Raw genomic sequence first — 25495 nt, 5'->3', positions numbered from 1 at the left:
GAGCACGGAACGACATATCCAGCACTGAGAAGGGCAATTCCATGGCAGAGAAGCAGGGCATCTTCGGTCGGGTCGCACAGCTCGCCAAGGCGAACATCAACGCGCTCCTCGACAACGCCGAGGATCCGCAGAAGATGTTGGACCAGCTCGTGCGTGACTACACGAACAACATCGCCGAGGCCGAGGACGCCGTCGCGCTGACGATCGGCAACCTGCGTCTGGCGGAGCAGGACTACAACGCCGACGTCGCCGCTGTCCAAGAGTGGGGTGGCAAGGCCGTCGCAGCGTCGCAGCGTGCCGACCAGTACCGCACCGCCGGCAACGCGGGCGACGCCGACAAGTTCGACAACCTCGCGAAGGTCGCTCTGCAGCGGCAGATCGACGCAGAGACAGAGGTGCGTCAGGCGGAGCCGTTCATCACGTCGCAGCGCGAGACTGTCGAGAAGCTCAAGACCGGCCTCATGCAGATGAAGGAGAAGCTCTCCCAGCTCAAGTCGCGCCGCGACAACCTCGTGGCGCGAGCGAAGACGGCCGAGGCGCAGCAGACCGTCCAGGGAGCGATCAGCTCGATCAACGTGCTCGACCCGACGAGCGAGATCTCTCGCTTCGAGGAGAAGGTGCGGCGCGAGGAGGCGAAGGCGCTCGGTCAGGCCGAGGTCGCTGCGTCGTCGCTCGACGCCCAGTTCGAGGAGCTCGAGTCCTCGGGTGCGCAGATCGAGATCGAGGCACGTCTGGCCGCGCTGAAGCACGGCAGCACCGCTGCCGCGCCGCAGGTGAGCCCCACTCCGGTGACGCCCGAGATCACCCAGCACTGACGTCGCGCCGGCGGGCCACGCCCTCTGCGCGCCGCTCAGGCGCCGCGCCGGGTCCGTGGCCTGCCGGGTGATCTGGCGGCCGACGACAGGCTGACGTCCGACGACGACGGAGCCGGGTCTGCGGACTTTCGCCATACAGTGGACCCATGTCCGGCACAGAACTGCACACAGTGCGCCCCACGTACCTTCTCGTCGACGGCGAGAACATCGACGCCACGCTCGGCATGAACGTGCTGGGGCACCGCCCGAACCCAGAAGAGCGACCGCGCTGGGACCGCATCACGGAGTTTGCCTCGTCGTTGTGGGGTCAGCCGGTCACGCCGCTGTTCTTCCTCAACGCGTCCTCCGGGCAGATGCCCATGCCGTTCGTCCAGGCGCTGCTCGCGATGGGCTACCGGCCGATCCCGCTGGCGGGCGCGAGCCACGAGAAGGTCGTCGACATCGGTATCCAGCGCACGCTGGAAGCGATCGCCGACGTCGACGGCGACGTCCTGCTCGCGAGCCACGACGGCGACTTCCTCCCGCAGGTCGAGACGCTCCTCGACGGGAACCGCAAGGTCGGGATCCTCTGCTTCCGCGAGTTCGTCAACAGCCGCCTCGGTGAGCTGGCCTCGCGGGGCCTGAAGTTCTACGACCTCGAAGACAGCGTCGGGGCGTTCACGACGCAGCTGCCGCGCGTGCGGATCATCCCGATCGAGGAGTTCAACCCGCTGCGCTACATCTGACCGCAGCGCACCCGCTGGTCACGGCCGCACAGCCGTCACGGTGCGCCTGGGAGCCACCTGCACGTCGCACGCGCACAGGTGGCTCCCAGGCGCCGTCCAGACTTGCGTCGCACACTGGATGCATGACGCAACCTGAAGCGCGCCTGGTCGTCGTCGACGACGAGACCAACATCCGCGAGCTGCTCTCCACCTCCTTGCGGTTCGCGGGCTTCGAGGTCTTCGCAGCAGCCGACGGCATGAGCGCCCTCACGCTCATCCGCGACACGGAACCCGACCTCGTGGTGCTCGACGTCATGCTCCCGGACATGGACGGCTTCACCGTCACGCGCCGGCTCCGAGAGAAGGGCCAGCACATGCCGGTCCTGTTCCTCACGGCGCGCGACGACACGCAGGACAAGATCACCGGCCTCACGGTCGGCGGCGACGACTACGTCACCAAACCGTTCAGCCTCGAAGAGGTGGTCGCGCGCATCCGTGCTGTCCTGCGTCGGACCCAGCCCACACCCGTCGACGACGCTGTGCTGCGCTTCGCGGACCTCGAGCTCGACGAGGACTCTCACGAGGTGCGGCGCGCAGGGCGCACCGTCGAGCTCTCCCCGACCGAGTTCAAGCTTCTGCGCTATCTCATGCTCAACCCCGGGCGCGTGCTCTCGAAGTCGCAGATCCTCGATCACGTGTGGCAGTACGACTGGGGCGGCGACGCGAACATCGTCGAGTCCTACATCTCGTACCTGAGACGAAAGATCGACAACGCGCCCCTGCCCGACGGCTCCACGCTCGAGCCACTCATCGCCACGAAGCGCGGGGTGGGGTACCTGCTGCGTCAGCCGGCGCCCAAGCGGTCGGCATGAGCACCGAGATCCGGCCCGCCGGCATGGGTCCGGTCCCGCCTCCACCCCCGGAGAGCAGGGACCGGACCCAGGACCTCGACGAGGCCGAGCTCGAGGACACCGAGCGGGCCGGCCTCAGCGACGAGGGCCGGCACGTCGGGCCGATCCTCTCCGCCTGGGCTCGCACCCCGCTCCGGGTCCGGCTCGTGGGGATCGTCACCCTCGTGCTGCTCGCGAGCCTCGCGATCGCGGCCGCCGTGACGAACACGCTCGTGTCGAGGACGCTCGAGGCGCAGATCGACAGCCAGCTCGAGAGCACGGCCGAGCAGCTCGCCAACCAGGCGCTGGCGTCCCTGTCGACGGAGCAGGAGCAGACGCTCCCCAGCGACTACTACATCGTCCTGTTCCCGTACTCCGGACGCTCCCGGGGCTGGTACCAGGCGGAGAACGTCGAGCTCCACGGCGTGCCCAAGGTGGGCCCGTACACGTTCGCGAACTCCGACATCCCGCCGGGCCCGTTCACGACGGCGGCCGTCAACATCTCCGGCTCGGACATCCCGTCCGACGCCCAGTGGCGGGTCATCGCGCTCACCGCGAGCTCAGGGGGCGAAGACCAGGGCATCGTCTTCGTCGGGCTGCCGCTCGACTCGGTCCGCGACACCGTCGGGCAGATCCAGAAGCTCCTGGCGATCTCCGCGCTGGTGATCACCACGCTCGGTGCGGCGGTGGGCTACCTCGCCGTCCGCCAGTCGTTCCGGCCGCTCGGTGAGATCGAACGGACCGCTGCGGCGATCGCGGAGGGCGACCTCAGCCGCCGTGTGCCGCAGGCACCGTCGTCCACCGAGGTGGGCAGCCTCGCCCGCTCGCTCAACTCGATGCTCTCCCAGATCGAGCAGGCCTTCGACGCACGCGAGGCCTCCGAGGCACGGATGCGGCGCTTCATCGCTGACGCCAGCCACGAGCTGCGCACCCCGCTCGCGACGGTCCGCGGCTACGGCGAGCTCTACCGGATGGGTGCGCTGACCACGCCGGAGGCGCTCTCGGACACGATGCGCCGCATCGAGGACTCGGCCACGCGCATGGGCTCGCTCGTCGAGGATCTCCTGCGGCTCGCCAGGCTCGACGAAGGGCGCCCGCTCGACAACGTCCCCGTCGACCTCGCCGTGGTCGCCTCGGACGCGATGAGCGACCTGCACGCGCTCGACCCCTCGCGACAGGTGCGGCTCGTCCCGCTGCAGCCGGACGGTCAGACGGGTGCGTGCGTCGTCGTCGGCGACGAGGGCCGGCTCCGGCAGGTGCTGGCGAACCTCGTCGGCAACGCCGCACGGCACACACCGCGGGGCACACCGGTCGAGGTCGCGCTCGGTTTCGACACCGACGACGACGGCGAGCGCACGGCGGTGCTCGAGGTGCGTGACCACGGGCCGGGCATCCCGTCTGAGCACGGCGAACGGGTCTTCGAGCGGTTCTTCCGGGTCGACTCGTCCCGCAACCGCGACTCCGGCGGTTCGGGCCTGGGGCTCGCGATCGTCGCAGCGATCGTCGAGCGTCTCGGCGGTGCAGCGCGGGTGCAGGAGACGCCGGGCGGTGGGCTCACCGTGCGGATCGAGCTGCCCGCAGCTGCGGAGGCGTAGGCCTCTCACCTGCAGTCTTCGACCTGGCTCGGTGTGGGCGGTACAGTCCCCCACGTACATCGGACGATCCGGAGATACGATTACGGGTCGTAGACCTCACGTGAGCGCTCACGCTCACCCGTCGAAAGCTGGTCCATGCCTCCTGGCAGCGCAGATGCGCCTCAGTGGCTGTTGTCCTCATGGGTCCGGAGCTGTACGGCGGCTGGCGCCACCGCACCCGTCGCCGACATCCAGCGGGTCGGGAACGCTCTGCTCGACCGGTGGAGCGAGCCGTGCCGGGTCTATCACACGGTCCGGCACTTGGCCGACGTTCTCAGCCGCGTCGACGAGCTCGCTGAAGAGACGCACGAACCCGACCTCGTACGACTGGCCGCCTGGTACCACGGGGCGATCTTCAACGCAGCGTCCAACGTGGCGTACGCCGCCCACGGCGGCGAGGACGAGGTCGCGAGCGCGGCGCTCGCCCGCGAGGAGCTCCTCGGCCTCGGGGTCCCGGACCGCGACGCGGAGCGCGTGACGTCGCTCGTCACCGCGCTCGTGCGGCACAAGTCCATCCCGCAGGACTTCGACTGCGCGGTGCTCTGCGACGCGGACATGGGGATCCTTGCGACGGAGCCGCAGCGCTACAAGGCGTACCTCGAGGACATCCGCAAGGAGTACGAGCACATCCCGCTCCGGGACTACCTCACGGCACGGCACCGGATCCTCACGAAGCTCCTCGGCCGCAAGGCCCTCTACGCGAGCCCGCTCGGGTCGGCGTGGGAAGAGGCTGCGCGCCAGAACCTCGGGGCCGAGGCGTCGCGCATCGCGAAGGAGCTGCGCCGGCTCGACGCCGCGCCGCCCAGCGCTGCTGCGTCGTAGAGCCTGCCCGTCGTAGAGCCTGCCCACAGGGCGAGCCTGCGCGAGCGCGTCCCTGATCGACCGGCGTCGCCCGCCCGGTTCTCGTCTGCGCGCCCTAGCGTCCTTCTCACAGCGCCGGGGAACCTCCCGGCGCACCGTCGTCGCCCGGGTGCCGGGCCGGCGCGTGAACAGGAGGCAGCAATGAGCAAGTTCGGCGTCGACGTCAGCCAGGTGGCCGGTGCGAGCACGGCCGTGAACATCTCGGTCACGTCTATCCGCACCGAGGTGGCCACGATGATGCGCAACCTCACCGATCTCCAGGGCTCGTGGACGGGCGGGGCTGCGGCGACCTTCTCGGGTGTCGTCGCCCAGTGGCAGGTCACCCAGACCCAGGTGGAGTCCGGGCTCGACGCCATCACCGCGGCGCTGAGCCGCACCGCCACGACGTACGAGGACGCAGAGAGCATGGCCGCAGGGCACTTCGCGCTCTAGTCGGCCCCCACGACCCCGGCCACGGGGCGCGGGCCTCCCCCTGCTCGCTGCCCCGTGGTCGGTTCTCTCGCGCCGGTGAGACCGCCGGTGCGATGATGCCGTGTGACCGTTCTCCTCGACTCTCCCCTGTGGCCCAAGCACTCGACCGTCTGGGGACACCTCGTGAGCGACGAGTCGCTCGACGAGCTGCACGCGTTCGCCCGGGAGGCGGGCCTGCCCCCGCGCAGCTTCGATCTCGACCACTACGACGTCCCCGCGGAACGCTACGAGGCGCTCGTGCTGCTCGGCGCGGTGCGCGTCGAGCGTCGCGAGCTCGTCCGACGGCTGCGCGGTTCAGGTCTGCGCGTCACCGCGCACGAGCGTCGGACCCGCTCCGTACCGTGACGGGCGCTGCGACACGCTCGCGCACCGCCGCGAGCAGCACTGTCGAGAGCGCAGCGACCATGACGGTGCCGAGCAGCCCGGCGACGCCGACGGGGCTCCCGCTCGTCGCGCCGTAGTCCGCGAGCGGGAGCGCAGCCAGAGCATGCGGCCCGGCCACGTCGAGGAAGCCGAGCTCGGCGGCGGTCGCCTCGAGGCCGTCAGGGGCCGCTGCCGCGAAGGACGAGAGGACGACCGCGCTGACGGCCGCGATCCCGGAGAGCGCCCCGACGGCGCGTCCGACGGGTGCGTGCACGAGCGCAGCCGCGCTCTGGCGTCGCGCGTCGATGCGGGCGACGCCCGGGGCGACGGCCAGGACGAGGGCGAGGACGAGCGCGGTGATGAGCCCTTCGCCGAGCCCGATGAGCGCGTGCACCGAGCGCATCGAGGCGGTGAGCTCTCCGAGCGGGACCGTGGCTGTGCCCCCGAAGGCGAAGAGCGCGACGAAGGCGAGCGCGGACGCCGGCACGCTCACGAGCGCACCGACGCCTCCCGCGAGCGGTGCGTAGCGGGTGTCGGCGAGACGACCGCCGAGCGCACGCTGGACCCCACGGGTGACGGCCCAGCCTGCTGCTGTCCCGATCACCGCCATGAGGAGCGTGTTCGTGCCGAGCGCAGTGATCCCGCCGTCGGCGAAGAGTGTCGCCTGGACCACGAGGACGAGCGTCACGCTCATCATCCCGAGCCACGGGCCGACGAGCGCGGCGGCAAGGACACCGCCCATGAGGTGCCCGCTCGTCCCGGTGCTCACCGGGTAGCTGACCATCTGGAGGGCGAAGACGAGCGCGCCGGTGGCTGCGGTCGTCGCGATGGTGCGTCGGGTGAGCTCTGTCCGCGAGCGGTAGGCGGCGTACGCCAGGGTCGCGCAGGCGACGGTCGCGGTCGCGACCGACGTCGGGTCGTCGATCATGTGGTCAGGAACGTGCATGGTGGGGCTCCTTCGGGTCGGAGGCGAGACGGAGAGGGCTGGGCAGGAGGGGCGGAGGGCGGTGCCGCACGTGCTCGGTCCACCGTGCCCACCGGGCTCCGACCGATCCCGTGTGGGCGTGCTGGCCGACGGACCGCAGCACGGCGCCGGGGGCGTCGAGGTCGAGGTGCACCTGGCCCGCGACGGGCTCGCTCGGGGGCGGCCGCGTCCCGATGCACAGGGCGGAGTCGAGGACCCGTGCGTCACCGAGGACACCGGGTGCCGTGCGTGAGACGTCGAGGCGCAGGTCCTCGACGAACGCGGGCTGTCCGTCGAGCGAGCACCGGGTCTGCGACCGGAGGTCACCGCCGATCTCGCCGGTCCGGCCGAGCACGAGGGTCTCGCGCAGGAGCAGCACCGCCCCGTGCGCGAGCGTCGCCGTGGTGCGGCGGGTCACGTCGGCGCCCGACGCGACGACGAACGGGAGCCCCTCCCACACGAGTGTCCCGCCCTCGTCGACGTGGATCGTCACGTCCCAGGCTGCCGCGCCGCCCCGTGCGTCGTACGCCACGGTCCCCGACGTCTCGACGACCTCGAGCCAGGCACCGGGCCCGACCCGGACGTCGATCCGGACGTGGTCGCCGGCGAGGAGGAGCGCTCCGGTCGCGACGAGCGCGACGCGGGCACCCGCATGGTCGGAGGAGAGCACGCGCGGGCTGAGGAGCCCGGTCCGCAGGGCGCACCGGGCTCGTCCTCCGTCGACGTGCACGGCGATCTGGGTCATGGCGCCGACGTTCAGGCGTGCGAGCGAGAGTGGCTGTGTGCGTGCTCGCCGTCACCGTGGGTGTGGTCGTCGTGGGTGTGGTCGTCGTCCTCGTCAGCGTGGAAGTGCGGTGCCATCGGCCCCGGGTCCTGAGGGACGTGGTTGCCGCCGGTGTGCTCGGCGAGCATCTCGAGCACCCAGGCCTTGAGGGTCGCGCGCGACACGGGGTCTTCTCGTGACAGGGCGAGGACGGGGCGGCCCTCCCTGGCGGCCTCGCCGTCGGCGACCATCTGCGCGACGTCGACGCCGACGTAGGGCGCGAGGTCGGTCTTGTTGACGACGAGAAGGTCGGCTCGGGCGATGCCAGGACCTCCCTTGCGGGCCACGTCGCCGCCCCCGGCGACGTCGAGGACGAAGATCTGGGCGTCGACGAGCGCCGGCGAGAACGTCGCGGTGAGGTTGTCGCCTCCGGACTCGACGAGGACGACGTCGAGCGGCGCGAAGTCATCCTCGAGGTCTTCGACAGCCATGAGGTTGGCGGTGATGTCGTCCCGGATGGCGGTGTGCGGGCAGGCCCCGGTCTCGACGGCGCGGATCCGCTCAGGGTCCAGGACACCGGCGGAGCGCAGGAACCGGGCGTCCTCGTCGGTGTAGATGTCGTTGGTGATGACGCCGAGCGAGAGCTCGCCGGCGAGCTCTCGGCACACGAGAGCGATGAGCGAGCTCTTGCCGGTGCCGACGGGCCCGGCGACGCCGAGGCGCAGCGATCGGGTCCGGACGGGTGCGGGGGTGACGTCGGGGACGTGGTTCTCAGGCACTGAAGAGCCTTTCTGTGGTGCGGGCGTGGTGCTCGGCCCACTGCTCCATGAGCGGTGCGCCGTGGGCAGGGATCTGGTCGGGATGGGTGAGGTCCTCGACCTCGCGCACGAGGTCGTCGATGTCGGGGCCGGCCGCGAGCACCCAGGCGGTGACGTCGGCGGGGTCGACGGGCTCGAGCTTGAGGGACGCCGCCGCGACCGTCTGGGCGTCGTCGTACGCGACGAGGCGTGCGAGGCGACCGGCGTCGAGACCGGAGCACGCGGCGAGGACGCCGAGGACCACCGGGCGTGGGACGCCGCCGAGGACGCGCTGCGGACCGGCTGCAGGGCCGCCGGGCGGCCGCCCCCGCGAGGGAAGGTCTCGTTCGAGCGCGGCGAGCGCCGCGTGGTCGGCCCAGAGCCGCCGGACGAGGCGCAGGTAACCACGCCCGAGCCGTTCGGACGTCTCGCGCAGCGCCGGGCTCGGCGTGCGGGCGGCCCAGGCGGCGCGCACGTGGGCGAGGTCGCCGTGCTGGAGGTCGCTGTGCGGGATGTCACTGTGCTGGATGTCGCTGTGCTGGAGCGCGACGTGCCGCGCGACGACCGCGGTGCCTGCCTCGACGCGGGCGGTCGTGGCGAGGCGCGCCGCGATGTAGGCGGGCACGTCGCGCGGCGCCATGCCCGCTCGCAGCGCGGGCTCGAGCCCGGCGGACTGGGTGTGACCACCGGTGGGCAGGCGCGCGTCGGCGAGCAGCATCATCATGACGTCGGGGCTGGTGCCGGTGATCTGGTGCATCAGAACATCGAGTAGAGCTGAGCGAGCGGGAGGCTCGCGGCGGGGGCGGGCTCGACGAGGTCGCCGTCGACGTGGATGGCGAACGTCTCGGGGTCGATCGCGATGGTGGGCAGGGCGTCGTTGTTGCGCATCTGTGCTTTGCCGACGCCGCGGGTGTCGGCGACGGGGAGGAGCGTCCGGTCGAGCTCGAGCCGCTCGGCCAGCCCGTCGTCGAGCGCTGCGGGCGAGACGAACGTGAACGAGACGTCGGCGGCGACCGCGTCCGCGAGCGCCGGGCGCATGAGGACGGGCTGGGGCGACGGGATGGACGCGTTGGGGTCGCCGAGCGCTCCCCAGACGAGGGCTCCGCCCTTCATGACGACGGACGGGCGGACGCCGAAGAACTTGGGCTCCCACAGGACGAGGTCGGCGATCTTGCCGGGCTCGACGGAGCCGACGTAGGCGTCGATGCCGTGGGCGACGGCGGGGTTGATCGTGTACTTGGCGACGTAGCGACGGGCGCGGAGGTTGTCGGCAGGCAGGGTGTCGGGGCCGGGTGCTTCGAGGGCTCCGCGGCGGGCTTTCATGACGTGGGCGACCTGCCAGGTGCGGGTGATGACCTCGCCGATGCGGCCCATCGCCTGGGCGTCGGAGGAGGTGATGGACATGGCGCCCATGTCGTGGAGGAGGTCCTCCGCCGCGATGGTCGTCGCTCGGATGCGGGACTCGGCGAACGCGAGGTCTTCGGGGACGCGGGGGTTGAGGTGGTGGCAGACCATGAGCATGTCGAGGTGCTCGGCGACGGTGTTCACGGTGTGCGGGAGGGTCGGGTTGGTGGAGCCGGGGATGACGTTGGGGTGGCTCGCGACGGTGAGGATGTCGGGTGCGTGGCCGCCGCCGGCGCCTTCGGCGTGGAAGGCGTGGATGGACCGGCCGCCGATGGCGTCGAGCGTGGAGGCGACGAAGCCTGCCTCGTTGAGGGAGTCGGAGTGGAGAGCGACCTGCAGTCCCCAGTCTTCGGCTGCGGTGAGTGCGGCGTCGATCGCTGCGGGTGTGGAGCCCCAGTCTTCGTGGACCTTGTAGCCGCCGGCGCCGGCCATGGCCTGCTCGCGCAGCGCTGCGGTGCTCACGGTGTTGCCCTTGCCGAGCAGGAGGATGTTCACCGGGAGGCGGTCGAGGCTGCGGTGGATGGTCCGCAGGTGCCAGGCGCCGGGCGTCACGGTCGTCGCCTTGGTGCCTTCGCTCGGACCTGTCCCGCCGCCGACGACGGTGGTCAGCCCGGTGGCGAGCGCCTCGACGATCTGGGACGGGGAGATGAGGTGGACGTGGGAGTCGATGCCGCCTGCGGTGAGGATCTTGCCCTCGCCGCTGACCACGTCGGTGCTCGGTCCGATGTGCAGGCGGGGGTGGACGCCGTCGGCGATGTCGGGGTTGCCGGCGCGGCCGAGCGCGACGATGCGGCCGTCACGGATGCCGACGTCGGCGCGGACCACGCCCCACCAGTCGAGGACGATCGCGTTGGTGATGACGGTGTCGAGGGCGCCGTCGGCCCGCGTGGTGGTGCCTTGTGCCATGGACTCGCGGATGGACTTGCCGCCGCCGAACACGGCTTCGTCGCCGCCGACGGTGCGGTCCTCTTCGATCTCGATCCACAGGTCGGTGTCGCCGAGGCGCACCTGGTCGCCTGTGGTGGGGCCGTAGAGCGCCACGTACTGGGCGCGGGGAACCTCAACCATCGGTGCGGTCTCCTTCGGTCGGTGCGAGCGCGACGGGTCGGGTGGGTGCGGGCTGGGAGACGTCGCTGTGCGCCGCGGTCTTGTCTCGCTGGATCCCGGGGACGCGTCGCAGGCCGCGCAGCGCGACCGCCTCGACCTGGGCGGACGCGCCGGGCTCGAAGCGGCGCGACGTCCCGGAGGGGATGTCGAGCCGGAAGCCGCGCGCGGCGACGCGGTCGAACGCGAGCGCGGTGTTGGAGTCGGGGAGGTGGAGGTGGGAGCCGATCTGCACCGGGCGGTCGCCGGTGTTCTCGATGACGAGCGTGAGCCGCTCGGCCGGCGTCCGGTCGCCGTTGAGCACGATCGGGGCGTCGGACCCGAGCCGGACGGCGCCTGGACCGGTGGTGGAGATTCCTGCCATGGCGGGCTCCTAGGCGATGGGGTTGTGGATGGTGACGAGCTTGCGCCCGTCGGGGAAGGTGGCTTCGACCTGGACGTCGGGGAGCATCTCGGCGACGCCGTCCATGACGTCGTCGCGCCCGAGGACCTCGCGACCGGCGACCATGAGGTCGGCGACGGTCCCGCCGGCGCGGGCCTCTTCGATGACCCACGTGGTGAGGAGGGCCACCGTCTCGGGGTAGTTGAGCCGGATGCCGCGCGCTCGCCGGTCGCGGGCGACCATCCCGGCGACGGCGAGGAGCAGCTTTTCTTGGTCTGCTGGTGAGAAGTGCATCAGATGGCCATCGCTGCGCGGACGTGGTCTTCGGCGTCGACGCCACCGCCGCCGGAGTCGACGACCCTGCCGGACTCGACGACGTAGTACGCGTCGGCGGCCCCGAGCGCGAAGCCGACGTGCTGCTCGACGAGGAGGACCGACATCTCCCCCGAGTCGGTCAGCGCGACGATCGCGTCTTCGATCTCGGTGACGACGGAGGGCTGGATGCCTTCGGTCGGTTCGTCGAGGAGCAGCAGGCGCGGGCCGGTGATGAGCGCACGGGCGATCGCGAGCTGCTGGCGCTGGCCGCCGGAGAGGAGCCCGGCCCGCCTGCCGAGGAGGCTGCTCAGGGCGGGGAAGAGGTCGAGCGCCTCGTCGAGCCGCGTGGTCCCGTCTTTGCGGGTGTCGGCGACGAGCTGGAGGTTCTCGCGTGCGGTGAGGTCGCCGAAGGACTGCTGCCCCTGGGGGACGTACGCGAGACCGCGGCGGACGCGCTGGTAGGTCGGCATCGTCGTGATGTCCTCCCCGTCGAAGGTGATCGTGCCGGAGCGCGGTCGCAGGAGGCCGAGCGTCGCACGGAGCAGCGTCGACTTGCCTGCACCGTTGTGGCCGAGGATAGCGGCGACCCCACCGGACGGCACGGTGACGGAGACGTCGTAGAGGACGAGGCTGCGGCCGTAGCCGACGTGGAGGTCGCGGATCTCGAGCATGTCAGGCCTCCGTCGTCGGGGTGGTCGTGGTCGCTGGCCGGGGACGCGTGCGGCGGGCGCCGCGCGACGCGCCCGCGGTGCCGAGGTAGACCTCTTGGACCCGCGGGTCCGCCTGGACCTCGGCGTAGGTGCCCTCGGAGAGGACGGATCCCATGTGCAGCACGGTGACGGAGGACGCGAACGCGCGGAGGAACTCCATGTCGTGCTCGACGACGACGACGGTGCGCTGCTCGCCGATCCGCTGGAGGAGGAGGCCGGTCTGCTCGCGCTCGGCGTGGCTCATGCCGGCGACGGGCTCGTCGAGCAGGAGGAGTCTGGCGTCTTGGACGAGGAGCATGCCGATCTCGAGCCACTGCTTCTGGCCGTGGGCGAGGATGCCTGCCTGGACGTCGCGCAGGTGCGTGAGGCCGATGGTCTCCATGGCGGCCTCGACGTTCTCGGGGACGCCGCTGCGTCGGCGCAGGAGCTCCCAGGGGCTGCGGCCGGAGCCGGCGGCGATGTCGAGGTTCTGCAGGACGGTGAGCTCCTCGAAGACGCTCGCCGTCTGGAAGGTGCGACCGACGCCTGCGCGGGCCACCTTGTGCACCGTGCGCCCGAGGAGCTCGGTGCCGCCGAAGCGGACGGACCCGCTCGCTTTCGCGAGCCCGGTGATGGCGTCGACGATCGTCGTCTTCCCGGCGCCGTTGGGCCCGATGAGGAACCGCAGGTCGCCTTGCACGACAGTGAGGTCGACGGAGTCGACGGCGACGAAGCCGTCGAACTCGACGTGCAGGCCGCGCACCTCGAGGTAGTCGTGCCGGAACCGGTCGGTGTCCTGTCCGAGGACGGCGCCGGCGGAGTCGAGGTCGATCCCGGCGCCGTCGACGGCTGGTGCGGTGCTGTCGGTGGTGACCGGCGTGGGTGTGGGGTGCGTCGGCTCAGTCATCGTGGCCTCCGGCGGTCGCAGGGACGGGTGGAGCGGCGGGGGTGGGCGGTGCGTCGGGGACTGGTGCGTCGGGGACTGCGGCGGTCTGCTCCCGCGGTGTGCGCCGGAGCTTGCTGACGAGGGAGGCGAGCCCCCCGGGCAGAAACGCGACGACGACGATGAACAGCGCGCCCTGGAAGTAGATCCACCCGGAGGGGAACGACTCGGAGAGCGACGTCTGCGCCCAGGAGACGCCGATCGCGCCGAGGACGGGACCGAGCAGGGTGGCTCGTCCGCCGATCGCGACACCGACGAGGAACCCGATGGAGGGCACGACACCGACGTCGGCCGGGGAGACGATCCCGACGACGGGGACGAACAGCGCACCGCCGACGGCGGCCATGCCTGCGGCGACGACGTAGGCGACGACCTTGATGACGGCGGGGTCGTACCCGAGGAACCGCACGCGGTTCTCTTGGTCGCGGACGGCGACGAGGAGCTCGCCGAAGCGGGAGACCATGAGCTGGCGCACGAGGGCGACCATGAGGAGGAGGACGCCTGCGGCGATGAAGAAGATCATGCGCTTGTTGACGGGGTCGGCGAGGTCGTAGCCGAAGAAGGACCGGAACCCGTTGAGCCCGTTGGTGCCGCCGGTGACCTTCTGCTGGCCGATGAGGAGGATCGCGAAGGCTGCGGCGAGCGCCTGGGAGAGGATCGCGAAGTAGGCGCCGCGGACGCGCCGTGTGAAGACGGCGAAGCCGAGGAGCGCGGCGAGCGCGCACGGCACCACGAGGATCGCGAGGATCGCGACGGGTGCGGATCGGAGCGGTTCCCACCAGGCGGGGACCTCTCCGCTGCCGTAGAGGCTCATGAAGTCGGGCACCCCGTCGGGTCCGGCGTCGGCGAGCTTGAGGTGCATCGCCATGATGTAGGCGCCGAGGCCGAAGAAGACGCCTTGGCCGAGGGTGAGCATGCCGCCGCGCCCCCAGGCGAGGCCGATGCCGACGGCGACCATCGCGAGGCAGAGGAACTTGGCGAGGAGGTTGAGCCGGAAGTCGGAGAGGACGGCGGGTGCGACGGCGAACAGCAGGACGGCGGCGAGCGCGAACCCTGCGAGGGTGCGGGTGCGCCCGGGGCGGGCGAGCAGCCCGGTGAGCGTGCTCATGCGATCCCCCTCTGTCGGACGGAGACGAGGCCTTGGGGCCGGGCTTGGAGGAAGGCGACGATGACGACGAACACGAGGACCTTGGCGATGCTCGCGGTGGTGGAGTACTCGATGGTGGCTTGGAGGATGCCGAGGGCGAAGGCTGCGATGACGGCTCCCTTGATCTGCCCGATGCCGCCGACGACGACGACGAGGAAGGCGTCGACGATGTAGTTGGTGCCGAGGGTGGGGCCGATCGATCCGAGGAGCGTGAGGGCGACGCCGGCGACGCTCGCGAGGCCGGAGCCGATGAAGAACGTCAGGCGGTCGGTGGCTTTCGTCGAGATGCCGCTCGTCTCGGCGAGGTCGCGGTTCTGCACGACGGCGCGGATGCGGCGGCCGAGGGGCGTGAGCTTGAGGACGAGCGAGAGTGCGACGACGCACACGACGGCGAGCGCGATGATGAAGAGTCGGGTGCGTGGCACGTCGAGGCCGGCGATGCTGATGGCGCCCCGGAGCCACTCGGGGGCGCGGACGTCGACGTTGGGTGCACCGAAGATGTTGCGGGCGGCCTGCTGGAGGACGAGGGCGACGCCCCACGTGACGAGGAGCGTGTCGAGCGGTCGCCGGTACATCCGGTGGATGAGGGTCATCTCCAGGACGAGCCCGAGCGTCCCGCCGACGAGGAACCCGACGACGAGCGAGATCATGAGGGACACCCCGGCGTTCGAGACGATCCCTTGGACGACGTAGGCGGTGTAGGCGCCGGCCATCATGAACTCGCCGTGGGCCATGTTGATGACGCCCATCTGGCCGAAGGTCAGGGCGAGGCCGAGCGCGGCGAGGAGCAGGACGGAGCCGAGGCTCAGGCCTGCGAAGAGCTGGGAGAAGAGAACATCCATCGAGCGCCTCCGGGTGCGGTGTCTGCTGAGCGGGGTCCGCTGGTGGTCCAGGTGGGCGAGGGCGGGAGCGGGTGCTCCCTCCCTCGCTCAGGTGCGGGTGTGCTCAGGAGAGGTCGGCGGCCCAGTCGTACCCTTCGAGGAAGGGGTCGGGCTCGATGGGCTCCTCGGAGCTCCACTCGGTGTAGATGAGGCCGTCGTCGGCGATCTTGCCGACCATCGCGGTCTTGGCGATGTGGTGGTTGTCGCCGTTGATGGTGACGGTGCCTTCGGGGGCGTCGAAGCTGACGCCGTCGGCGGCCGCCTGGATGTCGGCGACGTCGAAGGACTCGGCCTTCTCGACCATGTTCTTCCACAGGTAGACGGACGTGTAGGCGGCTTCCATGGGGTCGGACGTCACGCGGTCGTCGCCGTACTCGGCCTTGAACGCCTCGACGAACGCGGTGTTCGCGGGGCTGTCGACGGTCTGGTAGTAGTTCCAGGCGGTGAGCTGGCCCTCGACGTTGTCGATGCCGATGCCGCCGATCTCTTCTTCGGCGATGGAGACGGAGACGACCGGGGTGGTCTCGGCGGAGAGGCCGACGTTCTTGTACTCCTTGAAGAAGGCGACGTTGGAGTCACCGTTGAGCGTGTTGAAGACGGCGTCGGCGCCGGAGGCCTTGAGCTTGTTGACGATCGTCGAGAAGTCGGTGTGACCCATCGGTGCGTATTCTTCGCCGACGATCTCGATGCCGTTCGCCTCGGCGTACGCGTTGATGATCTTGTTCGCGGTCTGGGGGAAGACGTAGTCGCTGCCAACGAGGAAGACCTTCGTCTTGCCTTCTTCCTTGAGGTAGTCCATGCCCGGGACGATCTGCTGGTTGGTCGTGGCGCCCGTGTAGAAGATGTTCTTCGACGCTTCGAGGCCCTCGTACTGGACCGGATAGAACAGGAGCGAGTTCTTCGACTCGAACACGGGGAGCATGGCCTTGCGGCTGGAGGACGTCCATCCGCCGAAGACGGCGGCGACGCAGTCGCTCGTGATGAGCTTCTCAGCCTTCTCGGCGAAGACGGTGGGCTCGGACGCCCCGTCTTCCGCGACGACGTCGAGCTGTTTGCCGAGGACTCCGCCGTCGGCGTTGATCTCCTTGACGGCGAGGTCGAGCGAGTCGCGCACGGTCTGCTCGGAGATCGCCATCGTCCCGGAGAGGGAGTTGAGGAAGCCGATCTTCACGGCATCACCGTCGGTCTCGACGCACGAGGCGGCAGCGGAGGTGTCTGCGGTGCTCTCGCCTGTCTTGGCGCCGCAGCCGGAGAGGCCGAGGACGAGAACGAGCGCTGAGGCGGGCAGTACGCGGGCCAGTCGTCGCGATGTGGTCATCGGGGGTCCTTTCGCCGTGGCCGCAGCCACCGGGAATCAGCCGACGTGAGCGACGAACGGTCTCCGGGGATCCAGAGACCAGACCTGTACGTGCGTGCCGCTCACGTGGGTAGACGCTAAGGACGCCCTGTTTCGGCAGTGCCCGACTCGTGTGAACACGACATTTCGGAAGGTCACGATCGGGACTCGACAGCGGCGGGGCGCCGATCCTGGCAGGTGCGGGTAGACGGAGGGGCTTGGTGTCATAGCGTCGTAGCAACAGTGCTGGTCGGCGAGGGGTACGGGTGTGGGGCGCAGGATGTTGACGATCGCTGATCGGGTTGAGATCTCCACGGGCCTCAAGGCGGGGTGGTCGATGCGCCGGATCGCCGCTCACATCGACCGTGCGCCGTCGGTCGTGTGCCGTGAGATTGTCCGGAACTCGACGAAGACGTTGGGGTACCGGTTGGTGACGGCGGACTGTCGGGCTGAGCGCAACCGTCGGCGCCCGCAGGTCGGCAAGGTCGCTGGTGACGAAGTGCTTCGGGCTCGGGTCTTGGCGGATCTGAAGCGCTCGAGGACGCCCCGGCAGATCGCAGGCCGGTTGCTTCTGGAAGCGGTCGGCCCCACCGTTGCGAGGGTGAGTCATTCCCCTGCTGCTGGCGGCGCCACGGCCAGTCATGAAGCGATCTACCGGTTCATCTACGCCCTGCCCAAGGGCGACCTCGCCAAGCACGCAGTGATGCTGCGCTCCAAGCGGATCGCTCGCCGGCCCCGCAAACCTGCAGGTGAACGGACCGGGCCGATCGTGGGGATGGTCCCCATCGACGACCGCGACGCCACGGTCGCTGACCGCCGGGTTCCCGGGCACTGGGAAGGTGACCTCGTCGTGGGGGCGTTCGGCCGCTCCGCGGTCGCAACGCTGGTCGAGCGCACCACCCGGTTCGTGGTGATCCTGGGCTTGCCCCAGGGCAAAACATCGGCCCCGTTGGCGGACCTGCTCATCGAGCACGCGAACTCCCTGCCGGCCATGATGCGCAAGTCGTTGACGTGGGACCAGGGCTCACAGATGGCCCGCCACGGCGCCCTCACACTGGCCACGACGATGCCCGTCTACTTCGCCCACCCCCGGTCCCCCTGGGAGCGCGGCACGAACGAGAACACCAACGGGCTCATTCGCGAGTACTTGCCCAAGGGCACCGTCATCACCGACCACCAGCCCTACCTCGACGCCATCGCCGAAGAGCTCAACGACAGACCCCGAGCAGCCCTGGGCTTCTACACCCCGCGAGAGAAATTCGAAGAGCTCCTCAACGCCACCATTGCTTCCACGCCTTGACACCAAGGGGTCTCAGGGGGTGGAACGCGGCGCGCGGGAGCCACGCGATCGACACGTACCGGGCTAGTCAGCCCCGTCCGACCCTCACGTGCTGGTCGCACGAGGGAAATGAGCGGAGACCGCGTCAGTGCGGTCGTGCGTCGCCTGTCCACCACGGCGACTGCCGACCGATCCGAGCGGCCACCTCATCGTCCAGGGTCAGGGCTGCATAGCCGCTCGAGTCGCCGCAGGCACTCACCCACATGGCGAGGAGACACGATCTTCGCACCGGACCAAAGGTGTCGCAGCAAATGCGCCAGTGATCCAGACTCCGACCAGTATCGATAGTAGATTTGAAAGATTAATGAGGTTTTCTCACCAGGGCAGTTGAGGTGAGGGGCGCGACGGTGCGCTGACCTGCGGGTTGGGGGGGTGGGTGTGGTGGGCGGGGTCTCAGCCGCCAGGATGAAAGTCGCCAAACACCCATCCGCGACCCCTGGGTCCCCGCTTGATCACCTATCGTGCCAGCCTCGACGTACCTGCTCACACTCTGGAGGTGGTCACTCGATGGCTCACCGATCATCGCCGCGGTATCGACCGGCGCCGCTGGCAACGAGCTGGCACCGCTCGGAGGCAGGTGGTCTTGGTGCTGCGGTGGTTCAAGGACGGCGCGCGGGTCTCGGCCCTGGCTCGTGATGCTGACATCTCGGTCGCGGCTGCCTACCGGTACCTGCACGAGGGGATCAGCGTGATCGCCGCCCATGCGCCGGACCTGCACGAAGTTCTGGCAATGGCGGCTGAAGAAGACTGGCCGTCCGTATGCCTGGACGGCACCTTGATCCCGACCACGGCGCTGCACGGACCCCCACCGGCGCCGAGTCCTGGTACTCCGGCAAGCACCACCCCCGCGGCGGGAACATCCAGGTCCTCACCGATCCGACCTGCTACCCCGTCTGGGTCTCACCCGCCAGCCCCGGCTCCACCCACGACATCACTGCCGCCCGCACCTTCGCCCTGCCCGCGCTGTAGCCGGCCGCCGCAGCGGGCGTCGTGACGCTCACCGACAAGGGCTACCAAAGCGCCGGGATCGGGATCTGACACCCGCTGCGCCTGACGAACAACGCTGACCTCGACAACGTCGCCCGCGACAGCATCCTGACCTCGCTACGCTCCGTCGCCGAACGCGCCAATGCCCTGATCAAAAACACCTGGCGAGCCCTACGCCTGATCACCCTCGACCCATCCCACCTCACCGAAAACACCGCCACAGCCCTCGTCCTACTCCACCTTCAACGAGGCAACCGATCAAGACTCTGGTGAGAACACCTCATAGCCAGCTTTTGCCGCCCGGACAGCCACCACCGAAACCACTGCAAGCGACAGAATTGTCAACACCAACCAAAGGCCGAGCAGGCATACGTATACTACCGGAATCACCTGAAATGGAATCGATACTACCGCGATCCCAATTCCCGCCCAAGCGAACGGAACGAGCGCCTTTCTTGCAGCAGTATGGCCTGAGCGCCAGGCGCCATCGCTCTTCATGAGTGCCGGTAGCCGAATTCCCGCGAGGTAGCTCCGCTCACCACGCGATGCCTGAATGACAATCATCAGAAACACGGTATCCAACAGTACAAGCAGCGCGGCACACGCAATAGCTGCACCCCAACCAGGACTAGTCACTGAAAACCACTCCTTCTTTCAACATCGCGAACAGTTCATAGACTGAAACAAGTGCCGAGGCCCTAGCGCCTGCCGCCTGTCGTAGGACCTCGACAGGCGCTTGACCTACCTTTCGACCCCGGCAGCGGTCAGCGCGCGGGCCTGTGAAAAGTGATCTTCTCTTCGACATACCGGATGACGAACAGCACCGGCGGGAAAAGAATAAGCACCGCCCCGACGGCATTCAGGGTGGAATTACCGAGAAGTAGAGCACTCCCGATAAAGATCCCACCACCCACGCTCATCATGATAGTTCCCCAACGCTTCATGTCCCACTCCTTTTTCAGGTGTATCACGCCCGCTCCGCCGCTTGTGCAACACGAGTGGCCGCCTGGTTCTCGCTTTCGGCTGAGTCGACACCAAACACCATTCGCACACTCGAACTGTACTGATGACGCAGGACCAGGTCAACAATCCTGCACAGTCAATTCTGCTTGAAGGTGACCAGCCTCAGGTTATTTAACATTCAACGAGAATGGCCAGTCGCCGCCGGATAACACTGAGGCGTATCAACGACGTCATGACCCACAGCTGCTCGGGCTGTCTCCTATATTTGCCAGCCTTGTGCGGCACGATCGGCACGCACAGGAACCGGTGAGGCAACCGGCCGGACTGTCGCCGGCCAATCGCTGATCGAGCCCGATATTCGGCGGACGACTGCCGTGCATTCCTCGAAGCGCACGTCAACGGCGGCGCTAGCGTTACGCCATGACTATCCTGACCACTGCGCCACTGAGCACTTCCCGGCTCGAGCTGGAGGTCGTCTCCGTCGCCCATGCCGGCGAGGCCGCCGTCACGTTCGACAGCCTCGATCTGCACGCGTTCACGGGAGGAGTCCCGTCGACCCGCGCCGAGCTCGTCGAGCGGTACACGCGGTTCGAAGGCGGCCGGAGCCCTGACGGCACGCAGCTCTGGTTGAACTGGATGCTCAGGGACAGGATGTCCGGTGAACTCGTCGGTACGGTGCAGGCCACGGTCGAAGGCTGGGGCGGCTGCGCGGCCCGGGCTGACCTCGCCTGGGTCGTCGGCGTGCGTCACCAACAGAATGGCTACGCCCAAGAATCGGCGCGCGCCGTCGCGGAATGGCTCCGGGGTGCAGGCGTCACGGCGTTGCAGGCGTATGTCCACCCCCAGCACGAGGCCTCGGCCGCCGTCGCCCGCTCTCTCAGCATGAAGCTGACCACAAAGGTGCTCGACGGTGAGCTCTTGTGGACAGACCGCGCTGACGGTGCCGACACGGCCCAGTGACCGGCGTCCACCAGAGACGACGTCAGGGGAGGGCGATCGACCCGGTCGAGGACTACCTCGTCCTGGCATGGCCCGACGATGCGTCACCATCGCAGACTCTCCGAGCAGGCTCACACGTCGGGCATTTGGAGGTGCACTGGTCGTCACGGCCCTCGCGGCGCGTCGCGATCAAGGGTGCGGCGGCGTTGCGCAGAGTGAACGATGGCCTTGACGCTTTCCGCCGACCTAGACGTCCGGGTGGCGACTATCGTCGGGCGGCGACTGCCGTCGAGATGCACTCCCTGACCGCGAAGACAGCGCGCGAATCACGAATACGACAACCAGCGCCCCGACGACAAGAATCGCGGAGAGAAGCGCGACAAGAATTGCCCAATGTCCTGCGTTCAGTGCACTCATCAGAAAAATGCTACCAGAAGGGCCAAAAAGGGATCATCGGAGCTGAGGGTGGGGGTCACCAACCTGCCTCAGGCCCGGCGCCTGGCCGTTCCCATGACGGCGCCGATGAGGAGAAAGTCGGTGCCGAGCGCATCAAGGAGCGGAGCGTTCCGTCCATCAGGGACGAGGGGAGAGAGGGAGCCGAATGAGTAACGCTGGCACGAAGCTGCCGTGGATGCCTTCGTCACCACACGTGCGAGGGTCCTGCGCCGAGCCCGGCGGGGGTGATCGCCGCAGATCGAGATCCCGGAGGCCTTCGACGCTCGCTCACGGCACGTTCGTCATGCCGCTCGTCAGGGCGGACCTGTCGTTCAGGCGTTGCCTCAGGTAGCGCAAGGGCGTTCACTGGCCAGATGCTCGCACACGAACGCTCCGGTCCCGTCGGGCGGACCCCGCTCCTGCTCATTCACGCGGGGATCGCGGACCGCCGGATGTGGGACCCCGTCTGGCCAGCACTCACCGCCGTGCAGGATGTCGTGCGACTGGACCTTCGCGGGTACGGCGAGTCGACTGCACAGCCGGTCGGGCCGTGGTCGCCGCGCGCTGACGTGCTCGCGACGCTCGACTCCCTCGGGATCGGACGCGTGCACGTGGTCGGGTGCTCGTTCGGTGCGGGTGTCGCGGTCGAGGTGGCGCTCGAACGCCCGGAGGCCGTCGCCTCGCTCGTGCTGGTAGCGCCCGGCGGCGCCCTGCTCACAGAGCGGACCGACGAGCTCGTGGCGTTCTTCGAGGCCGAGGGCAACGCCCTCGAGGCCGGAGACCTCGACGCCGCCGTCGAGGCGAACCTCCGTGCATGGGTCGACGGCCCACGCCGCGGTCCAGATGCCGTGCCGGCCAGCGTGCGGGACAAGGTCGGTGCGATGCAGCGGCGCGTCTTCGATATCACGGGCGGGTGGCCCGACGAGGTGTGGAGCGCCGAGGAGGACCTCTCCCCCGCTGCACCGTACCGCTACGGCGAGATCATGGTGCCGACCCTGGTCCTCTCCGGAGGGCTCGACATCGAAAGCATCAGGCAGGCAGGCGAGCACCTGGTGGCCGGCGTCCAGACCGCGAGCGCCGTGGTGTGGGACGAGGTGGCCCACCTCCCGTCGATGGAGCGGCCGCAGGACTTCGCGGCCTTGGTGCCGGCCGGGTGAGCGGAGCGGAGGCAGCTGTGTAGTCGATCAGGCGACCCGGTAGACCCGCACCTCCCACGGCGCGAGCGAGGTGATCGACGCCCCGCTCGCCGTCGTCCCGGTGTTGGACAGTACGAGCGTCGCGCCGCCCCACTCCGCAAGCAGCGGCACCTCCAGCTCCTCCCCCGACACGTTCCCGACCACCAACAACCGCACACCCCCGAGCGACCGCGCGGCCGCATACAGCGTCGGGTGCTCTATCTCGAGCATTGTCAGGTCCCCGACAGCAACGACGTCTTCCGCGTGCCGCAGCGCGATCAGCCGCTGGTAGAACGCGAACACGCTCCGCTCAGAGGCCCGATCAGCCTCCGCGTTCACATCCACATAGTTCGGGTTCACCGGAATCCACGGCTCCCCCGCCGTGAACCCCGCCTGCGCAGAACCGTCCCACTGCACCGGCGTCCGAGCATTGTCCCGGCTCATCTTCCGCAGCCCGTCGAGCACCACGTCAGCAGAGAACCCGCGCTCCCTCACCGCCTCGCGGTAGTAGTTCACCGACTCGAGGTCCCGGAAGTCATCGATGCTCGCGAACGGCACGTTCGTCATGCCGATCTCTTCGCCCTGGTAGATGTACGGCGTCCCCCGCTGCAGGTGCAGAAGCGTCGCCCACAGGGTCGCCGATTCGTAGCGATACTGACCGTCGTCGCCGAAACGCGACACCAGGCGCGGCTGGTCGTGGTTGTTGAGATACAGGCTGTTCCAGCCCGCCTCCGCCAAGCCCTCCTGCCAGCGCCCGAGCGACGCCTTGAGCGCCACAAGATCGAGCGGCAACGGGTGGAACTTGTCGACCCCCTGGTCCAGTGACACGTGCTCGAACTGGAACACCATGTCGAGCTCGCGGCGCGCCGGGTCCGTGAACAACCGAGCCTCCTCGACCGTGACTCCCGGCATCTCCCCCACCGTCAGGTACTCCCCCGACCGCGAGGCGAACACGGCCTCGTGCATCTCCCGCATGAACTCGTGCAGCCGCGGCCCCATCGAGAAGCCCAGCCCGCTGACAGGCTCGCGACCGTCGATGTGCTCGAGCCTCTTCGAGACGAGATTGATGACGTCCATGCGGAAGCCGTCGACCCCGCGGTCGAGCCAGCGGTTCATCATCGCGTAGACCGCCTCGCGCACCTCGGGGTTCTCCCAGTTGAGATCCGGCTGCTGCGGCGCGAACAGGTGCAGGTAGTACTCGCCCGTCGTCGCGTCGAAAGTCCACGCAGGCCCGCTGAAGGCCGACCGCCACTCGTTCGGCTCCACCAGCACGTCCGAGCCCGCCACCTGGCGCGGCGAGCGCCACCAGTACCAGTCCCGCTTCGGGTTGGAGAGCGACGACCGCGACTCGACGAACCACGGGTGCTCGTCGCTCGTGTGGTTCACCACGAGGTCCATGACGAGCTTCATCCCGCGCGCGTGCGTCTCCGCGATCAAGAGGTCGAGCTCCTCGAGCGACCCGAACAGCGGGTCGACGTCCTCGTAGTCGCTGATGTCGTACCCGTTGTCGTGCTGCGGCGACGGATAGATCGGCGACAACCACAGGACGTCGACACCGAGCTCGGCGAGATGATCAAGCTTCGACCGGATCCCGCCGATGTCCCCGAACCCGTCGCCGTTCGAGTCCGCGAAGCTCCGCAGGTAGATCTGGTAGACCACCGCACGCGTCCACCACGCAGGCTGCTCAGCGAACACGGACGGTGCGGGCACGGTTCCAGGTGCGTCAGTCACGTCATCGATCCTCCCACCGTGGGCGCCACCACACACGACAGTGCCGCGGCCATCAAGACGATGACCGCGGCACTGTGGTGATGAGCTACATAGATGACGACCTACGTGTCAGCTACTCGTTGACGGGGATTGACTGTGCCTTGAGCGCCTCGATCGTCGACGCCTGGCCGGCCTCGAGCGCCTCAGCGAGGGTGCCCGTTCCCGAGACGGCAGCCTTGAAGCCGTCAGAGACGTCGTTGTACGTCTGCGTCATGGTCGGTCCCCACGTGAAGTCAGGGTTGACCTCGGCGGAAGCGGCCGCGAACACGTCGTAGATCGCCTGGTCGCCGTAGAACTCGACGCCCTCCTTGAGCACCGGCAGCTCCAGACCGGCCGTGGTCGCCGGGTAGATGTTGGCCGACTCGTTGAGCATCGTGAGCGCCTCGTCCGAGGTGTTCAGCCAGAGAGCGAACTCTGCAGCCTCGTACGGGTGCTCCGAGCTGCTGAAGACTGCGGTGGACGATCCGCCCCAGTTACCTGCGGCCGTGTCGCCAGCCACCCACTGCGGGGACTGAGCCACGGACCAGTTGCCCGCGGTGTCCGGCGCGCCGCTCGCGATGGAGTTGGCACCCCACACAGCGGAGTTCCAGGCCCAGACCTCGCCGGAGTTGTAGGCGTTGTCCCACTCGCTCGTCCACGCCGGGTACGTCGAGACGAGGTCGCGGTCGATGAGGTCCTGCCAGTAGTCGGCAACCGTGATCGAGGCGTCGCTCGTCAGGTCGACCGTCCAGTTCTCTCCGTCGTTCTGGAACCAGCTGCCGTCAGCCTGCCAGACGAAGCTGGCGAACTGGTTGATGTCGCTCTGCGAGAAGTTGGTGATGTACCCGCCTGCGGCGCGCACCTTCTCCGCTGCGTCGGCGAACTCTGCCCAGGTGGTCGGGACAGCGATGCCGTTCTCCTCGAAGAGGTCCGAGCGGTAGAACAGGGCCGTGGGGCCGGAGTCCTGCGGGACCGCGTACGCCGAACCTTCTTCACCGAAGCTGACCTGGTTCCAGGTCCAGTCCACGAACTGGTCCTGAGCGGCCATGACGTTCTCGCACGCTCCAAGATCGGTGAGGCCGTCCTGGACACGGAAGTTCGGCAGCGCGTCGTACTCGATCTGGCCGAGGTCGGGAGCGTTGCCAGCCTTCAGCTGGTTGAAGAAGTTCTGGTAGGTGCCGCCGTTGCCGTTCGGTCCGGTCTGCACCGTGACCTGGATGTCAGGGTTGTTCTCGTTCCACACCGCGACGGTGTCTTCGATCCCGGGGATCCACGACGTGAACGTGAGAGAGACAGCGCCGTCTGACGGGGCGCAGGCGGCAGCGTCTGTGCTGTCGGTTGCCTCGTCCGAGCTTGCACAGCCGGCCAGAGCCAGGCTGGAGAGCAGGGCGACGGTGACCGCTCGTGTCTTGAGCTGCATGATTCTCCTCTAGTGGGTGGTGCGG

Annotated in this window: 26 protein-coding genes and 1 pseudogene; 11 read left to right on the top strand and 16 right to left on the bottom strand. The window is 68.9% G+C overall.

Annotation, left to right across the window (positions count from 1 at the left end; genetic code table 11):
* Positions 1-41 precede the first annotated feature (41 nt).
* The 7 genes from ATL42_RS16070 to ATL42_RS16040 all read left to right on the top strand — a co-directional run bounded on the left by ATL42_RS16070 (position 42) and on the right by ATL42_RS16040 (position 5720).
* The gene (locus ATL42_RS16070) at positions 42-815 is read left to right on the top strand and encodes a PspA/IM30 family protein (RefSeq protein WP_098453611.1); all 774 of its coding nucleotides are present in this window, start codon (positions 42-44) and stop codon (positions 813-815) included.
* A gap of 146 nt (positions 816-961) precedes the next feature.
* Positions 962-1540: an NYN domain-containing protein gene (locus tag ATL42_RS16065; RefSeq protein WP_098453610.1), complete on the top strand. Its 579-nt coding sequence runs from the start codon at positions 962-964 to the stop codon at positions 1538-1540.
* A gap of 122 nt (positions 1541-1662) precedes the next feature.
* Positions 1663-2391 (top strand): response regulator transcription factor, encoded by a 729-nt coding sequence (locus tag ATL42_RS16060; protein WP_098453609.1) that lies wholly within the window; start codon positions 1663-1665, stop codon positions 2389-2391.
* On the top strand, positions 2388-4004 hold the full coding sequence (locus tag ATL42_RS16055; RefSeq protein ID WP_245861876.1) for a sensor histidine kinase: 1617 nt from the start codon (positions 2388-2390) through the stop codon (positions 4002-4004). The genes ATL42_RS16060 and ATL42_RS16055 overlap by 4 nt, the downstream gene beginning before the upstream one ends.
* Positions 4005-4139: 135 nt before the next feature.
* Positions 4140-4865 carry an HD domain-containing protein gene (locus ATL42_RS16050; RefSeq protein ID WP_098453608.1) on the top strand — a complete coding sequence of 242 codons (726 nt, stop codon included), beginning with the start codon at positions 4140-4142 and terminating at the stop codon, positions 4863-4865.
* Positions 4866-5045: 180 nt separating this feature from the next.
* Positions 5046-5336, top strand: a complete 291-nt coding sequence (locus ATL42_RS16045; RefSeq protein WP_098453607.1) for a WXG100 family type VII secretion target — start codon at positions 5046-5048, stop codon at positions 5334-5336.
* A gap of 102 nt (positions 5337-5438) precedes the next feature.
* Positions 5439-5720 (top strand): DUF4031 domain-containing protein, encoded by a 282-nt coding sequence (locus ATL42_RS16040; protein WP_098453605.1) that lies wholly within the window; start codon positions 5439-5441, stop codon positions 5718-5720.
* Here the strand turns inward: ATL42_RS16040 and ATL42_RS16035 are convergent.
* The 12 genes from ATL42_RS16035 to urtA all read right to left on the bottom strand — a co-directional run bounded on the left by ATL42_RS16035 (position 5683) and on the right by urtA (position 16445).
* Positions 5683-6684, bottom strand: a complete 1002-nt coding sequence (locus ATL42_RS16035; RefSeq protein WP_098453604.1) for an energy-coupling factor ABC transporter permease — start codon at positions 6682-6684, stop codon at positions 5683-5685. The two genes, ATL42_RS16040 and ATL42_RS16035, sit on opposite strands and share 38 nt — an antisense overlap.
* Positions 6671-7447, bottom strand: a complete 777-nt coding sequence (locus tag ATL42_RS16030; RefSeq protein WP_098453603.1) for an urease accessory protein UreD — start codon at positions 7445-7447, stop codon at positions 6671-6673. Before ATL42_RS16030 ends, ATL42_RS16035 begins: the two co-directional genes overlap by 14 nt.
* 11 nt (positions 7448-7458) lie before the next feature.
* Positions 7459-8244 (bottom strand): urease accessory protein UreG, encoded by a 786-nt coding sequence (gene ureG, locus ATL42_RS16025; protein ID WP_098453602.1) that lies wholly within the window; start codon positions 8242-8244, stop codon positions 7459-7461.
* Positions 8237-9019: an urease accessory protein UreF gene (locus ATL42_RS16020; protein ID WP_245861874.1), complete on the bottom strand. Its 783-nt coding sequence runs from the start codon at positions 9017-9019 to the stop codon at positions 8237-8239. The genes ureG and ATL42_RS16020 overlap by 8 nt, the downstream gene beginning before the upstream one ends.
* Positions 9019-10734: an urease subunit alpha gene (locus ATL42_RS16015; protein ID WP_098453601.1), complete on the bottom strand. Its 1716-nt coding sequence runs from the start codon at positions 10732-10734 to the stop codon at positions 9019-9021. Before ATL42_RS16015 ends, ATL42_RS16020 begins: the two co-directional genes overlap by 1 nt.
* Entirely contained in the window at positions 10727-11134 is a 408-nt protein-coding gene (locus tag ATL42_RS16010) for an urease subunit beta (RefSeq protein ID WP_098453600.1), read from the bottom strand. Before ATL42_RS16010 ends, ATL42_RS16015 begins: the two co-directional genes overlap by 8 nt.
* 9 nt (positions 11135-11143) lie before the next feature.
* The gene (locus ATL42_RS16005; protein ID WP_098453599.1) at positions 11144-11446 is read right to left on the bottom strand and encodes an urease subunit gamma; all 303 of its coding nucleotides are present in this window, start codon (positions 11444-11446) and stop codon (positions 11144-11146) included.
* Positions 11446-12138 carry an urea ABC transporter ATP-binding subunit UrtE gene (gene urtE, locus ATL42_RS16000; RefSeq protein ID WP_098453598.1) on the bottom strand — a complete coding sequence of 231 codons (693 nt, stop codon included), beginning with the start codon at positions 12136-12138 and terminating at the stop codon, positions 11446-11448. Before urtE ends, ATL42_RS16005 begins: the two co-directional genes overlap by 1 nt.
* A 1-nt stretch (position 12139) precedes the next feature.
* Positions 12140-13063, bottom strand: coding sequence for an urea ABC transporter ATP-binding protein UrtD (gene urtD, locus ATL42_RS15995; RefSeq protein WP_098453597.1), 924 nt, complete (start codon positions 13061-13063; stop codon positions 12140-12142).
* Positions 13056-14207 (bottom strand): urea ABC transporter permease subunit UrtC, encoded by a 1152-nt coding sequence (gene urtC / locus ATL42_RS15990; RefSeq protein WP_098453596.1) that lies wholly within the window; start codon positions 14205-14207, stop codon positions 13056-13058. Before urtC ends, urtD begins: the two co-directional genes overlap by 8 nt.
* Positions 14204-15088, bottom strand: coding sequence for an urea ABC transporter permease subunit UrtB (gene urtB / locus ATL42_RS15985; protein ID WP_098456207.1), 885 nt, complete (start codon positions 15086-15088; stop codon positions 14204-14206). The genes urtC and urtB overlap by 4 nt, the downstream gene beginning before the upstream one ends.
* Positions 15089-15191: 103 nt before the next feature.
* Positions 15192-16445, bottom strand: coding sequence for an urea ABC transporter substrate-binding protein (gene urtA, locus ATL42_RS15980; RefSeq protein ID WP_098453595.1), 1254 nt, complete (start codon positions 16443-16445; stop codon positions 15192-15194).
* A gap of 298 nt (positions 16446-16743) precedes the next feature.
* Between urtA and ATL42_RS15975 the strand changes: the two genes are divergently transcribed.
* A complete protein-coding gene (locus ATL42_RS15975) occupies positions 16744-17763 on the top strand; it encodes an IS30 family transposase (protein ID WP_245861934.1) in 1020 nt (339 codons plus the stop codon).
* Between the two features lie 487 nt (positions 17764-18250).
* Positions 18251-19062, top strand: a pseudogene (locus ATL42_RS15970) (transposase family protein).
* Here the strand turns inward: ATL42_RS15970 and ATL42_RS16310 are convergent.
* Together ATL42_RS16310 and ATL42_RS15965 are read right to left on the bottom strand one after the other, a co-directional pair.
* Positions 19048-19353: an SdpI family protein gene (locus ATL42_RS16310; RefSeq protein ID WP_169925298.1), complete on the bottom strand. Its 306-nt coding sequence runs from the start codon at positions 19351-19353 to the stop codon at positions 19048-19050. The pseudogene ATL42_RS15970 and the gene ATL42_RS16310 sit on opposite strands and share 15 nt — an antisense overlap.
* A gap of 200 nt (positions 19354-19553) precedes the next feature.
* Entirely contained in the window at positions 19554-19733 is a 180-nt protein-coding gene (locus tag ATL42_RS15965) for a hypothetical protein (protein WP_143556653.1), read from the bottom strand.
* A gap of 439 nt (positions 19734-20172) precedes the next feature.
* Here ATL42_RS15965 and ATL42_RS15960 point away from each other — a divergent pair, with 439 nt between their 5' ends.
* A complete protein-coding gene (locus ATL42_RS15960) occupies positions 20173-20712 on the top strand; it encodes a GNAT family N-acetyltransferase (protein WP_098456206.1) in 540 nt (179 codons plus the stop codon).
* Positions 20713-21500: 788 nt separating this feature from the next.
* Positions 21501-22283, top strand: coding sequence for an alpha/beta fold hydrolase (locus tag ATL42_RS15955; protein WP_098456205.1), 783 nt, complete (start codon positions 21501-21503; stop codon positions 22281-22283).
* Positions 22284-22310: 27 nt separating this feature from the next.
* Here the strand turns inward: ATL42_RS15955 and ATL42_RS15950 are convergent, their stop codons facing one another.
* Together ATL42_RS15950 and ATL42_RS15945 are read right to left on the bottom strand one after the other, a co-directional pair.
* On the bottom strand, positions 22311-24032 hold the full coding sequence (locus tag ATL42_RS15950) for an alpha-glucosidase (RefSeq protein ID WP_098456204.1): 1722 nt from the start codon (positions 24030-24032) through the stop codon (positions 22311-22313).
* A 112-nt stretch (positions 24033-24144) separates the two neighbouring features.
* Positions 24145-25470, bottom strand: coding sequence for an ABC transporter substrate-binding protein (locus tag ATL42_RS15945; protein ID WP_098456203.1), 1326 nt, complete (start codon positions 25468-25470; stop codon positions 24145-24147).
* Positions 25471-25495 lie beyond the last annotated feature (25 nt).

Origin of the sequence: Sanguibacter antarcticus, from assembly GCF_002564005.1 — a bacterium.
Taxonomy (GTDB): domain Bacteria; phylum Actinomycetota; class Actinomycetes; order Actinomycetales; family Cellulomonadaceae; genus Sanguibacter; species Sanguibacter antarcticus.
This window is presented reverse-complemented; position numbering and strand designations above follow the sequence as displayed.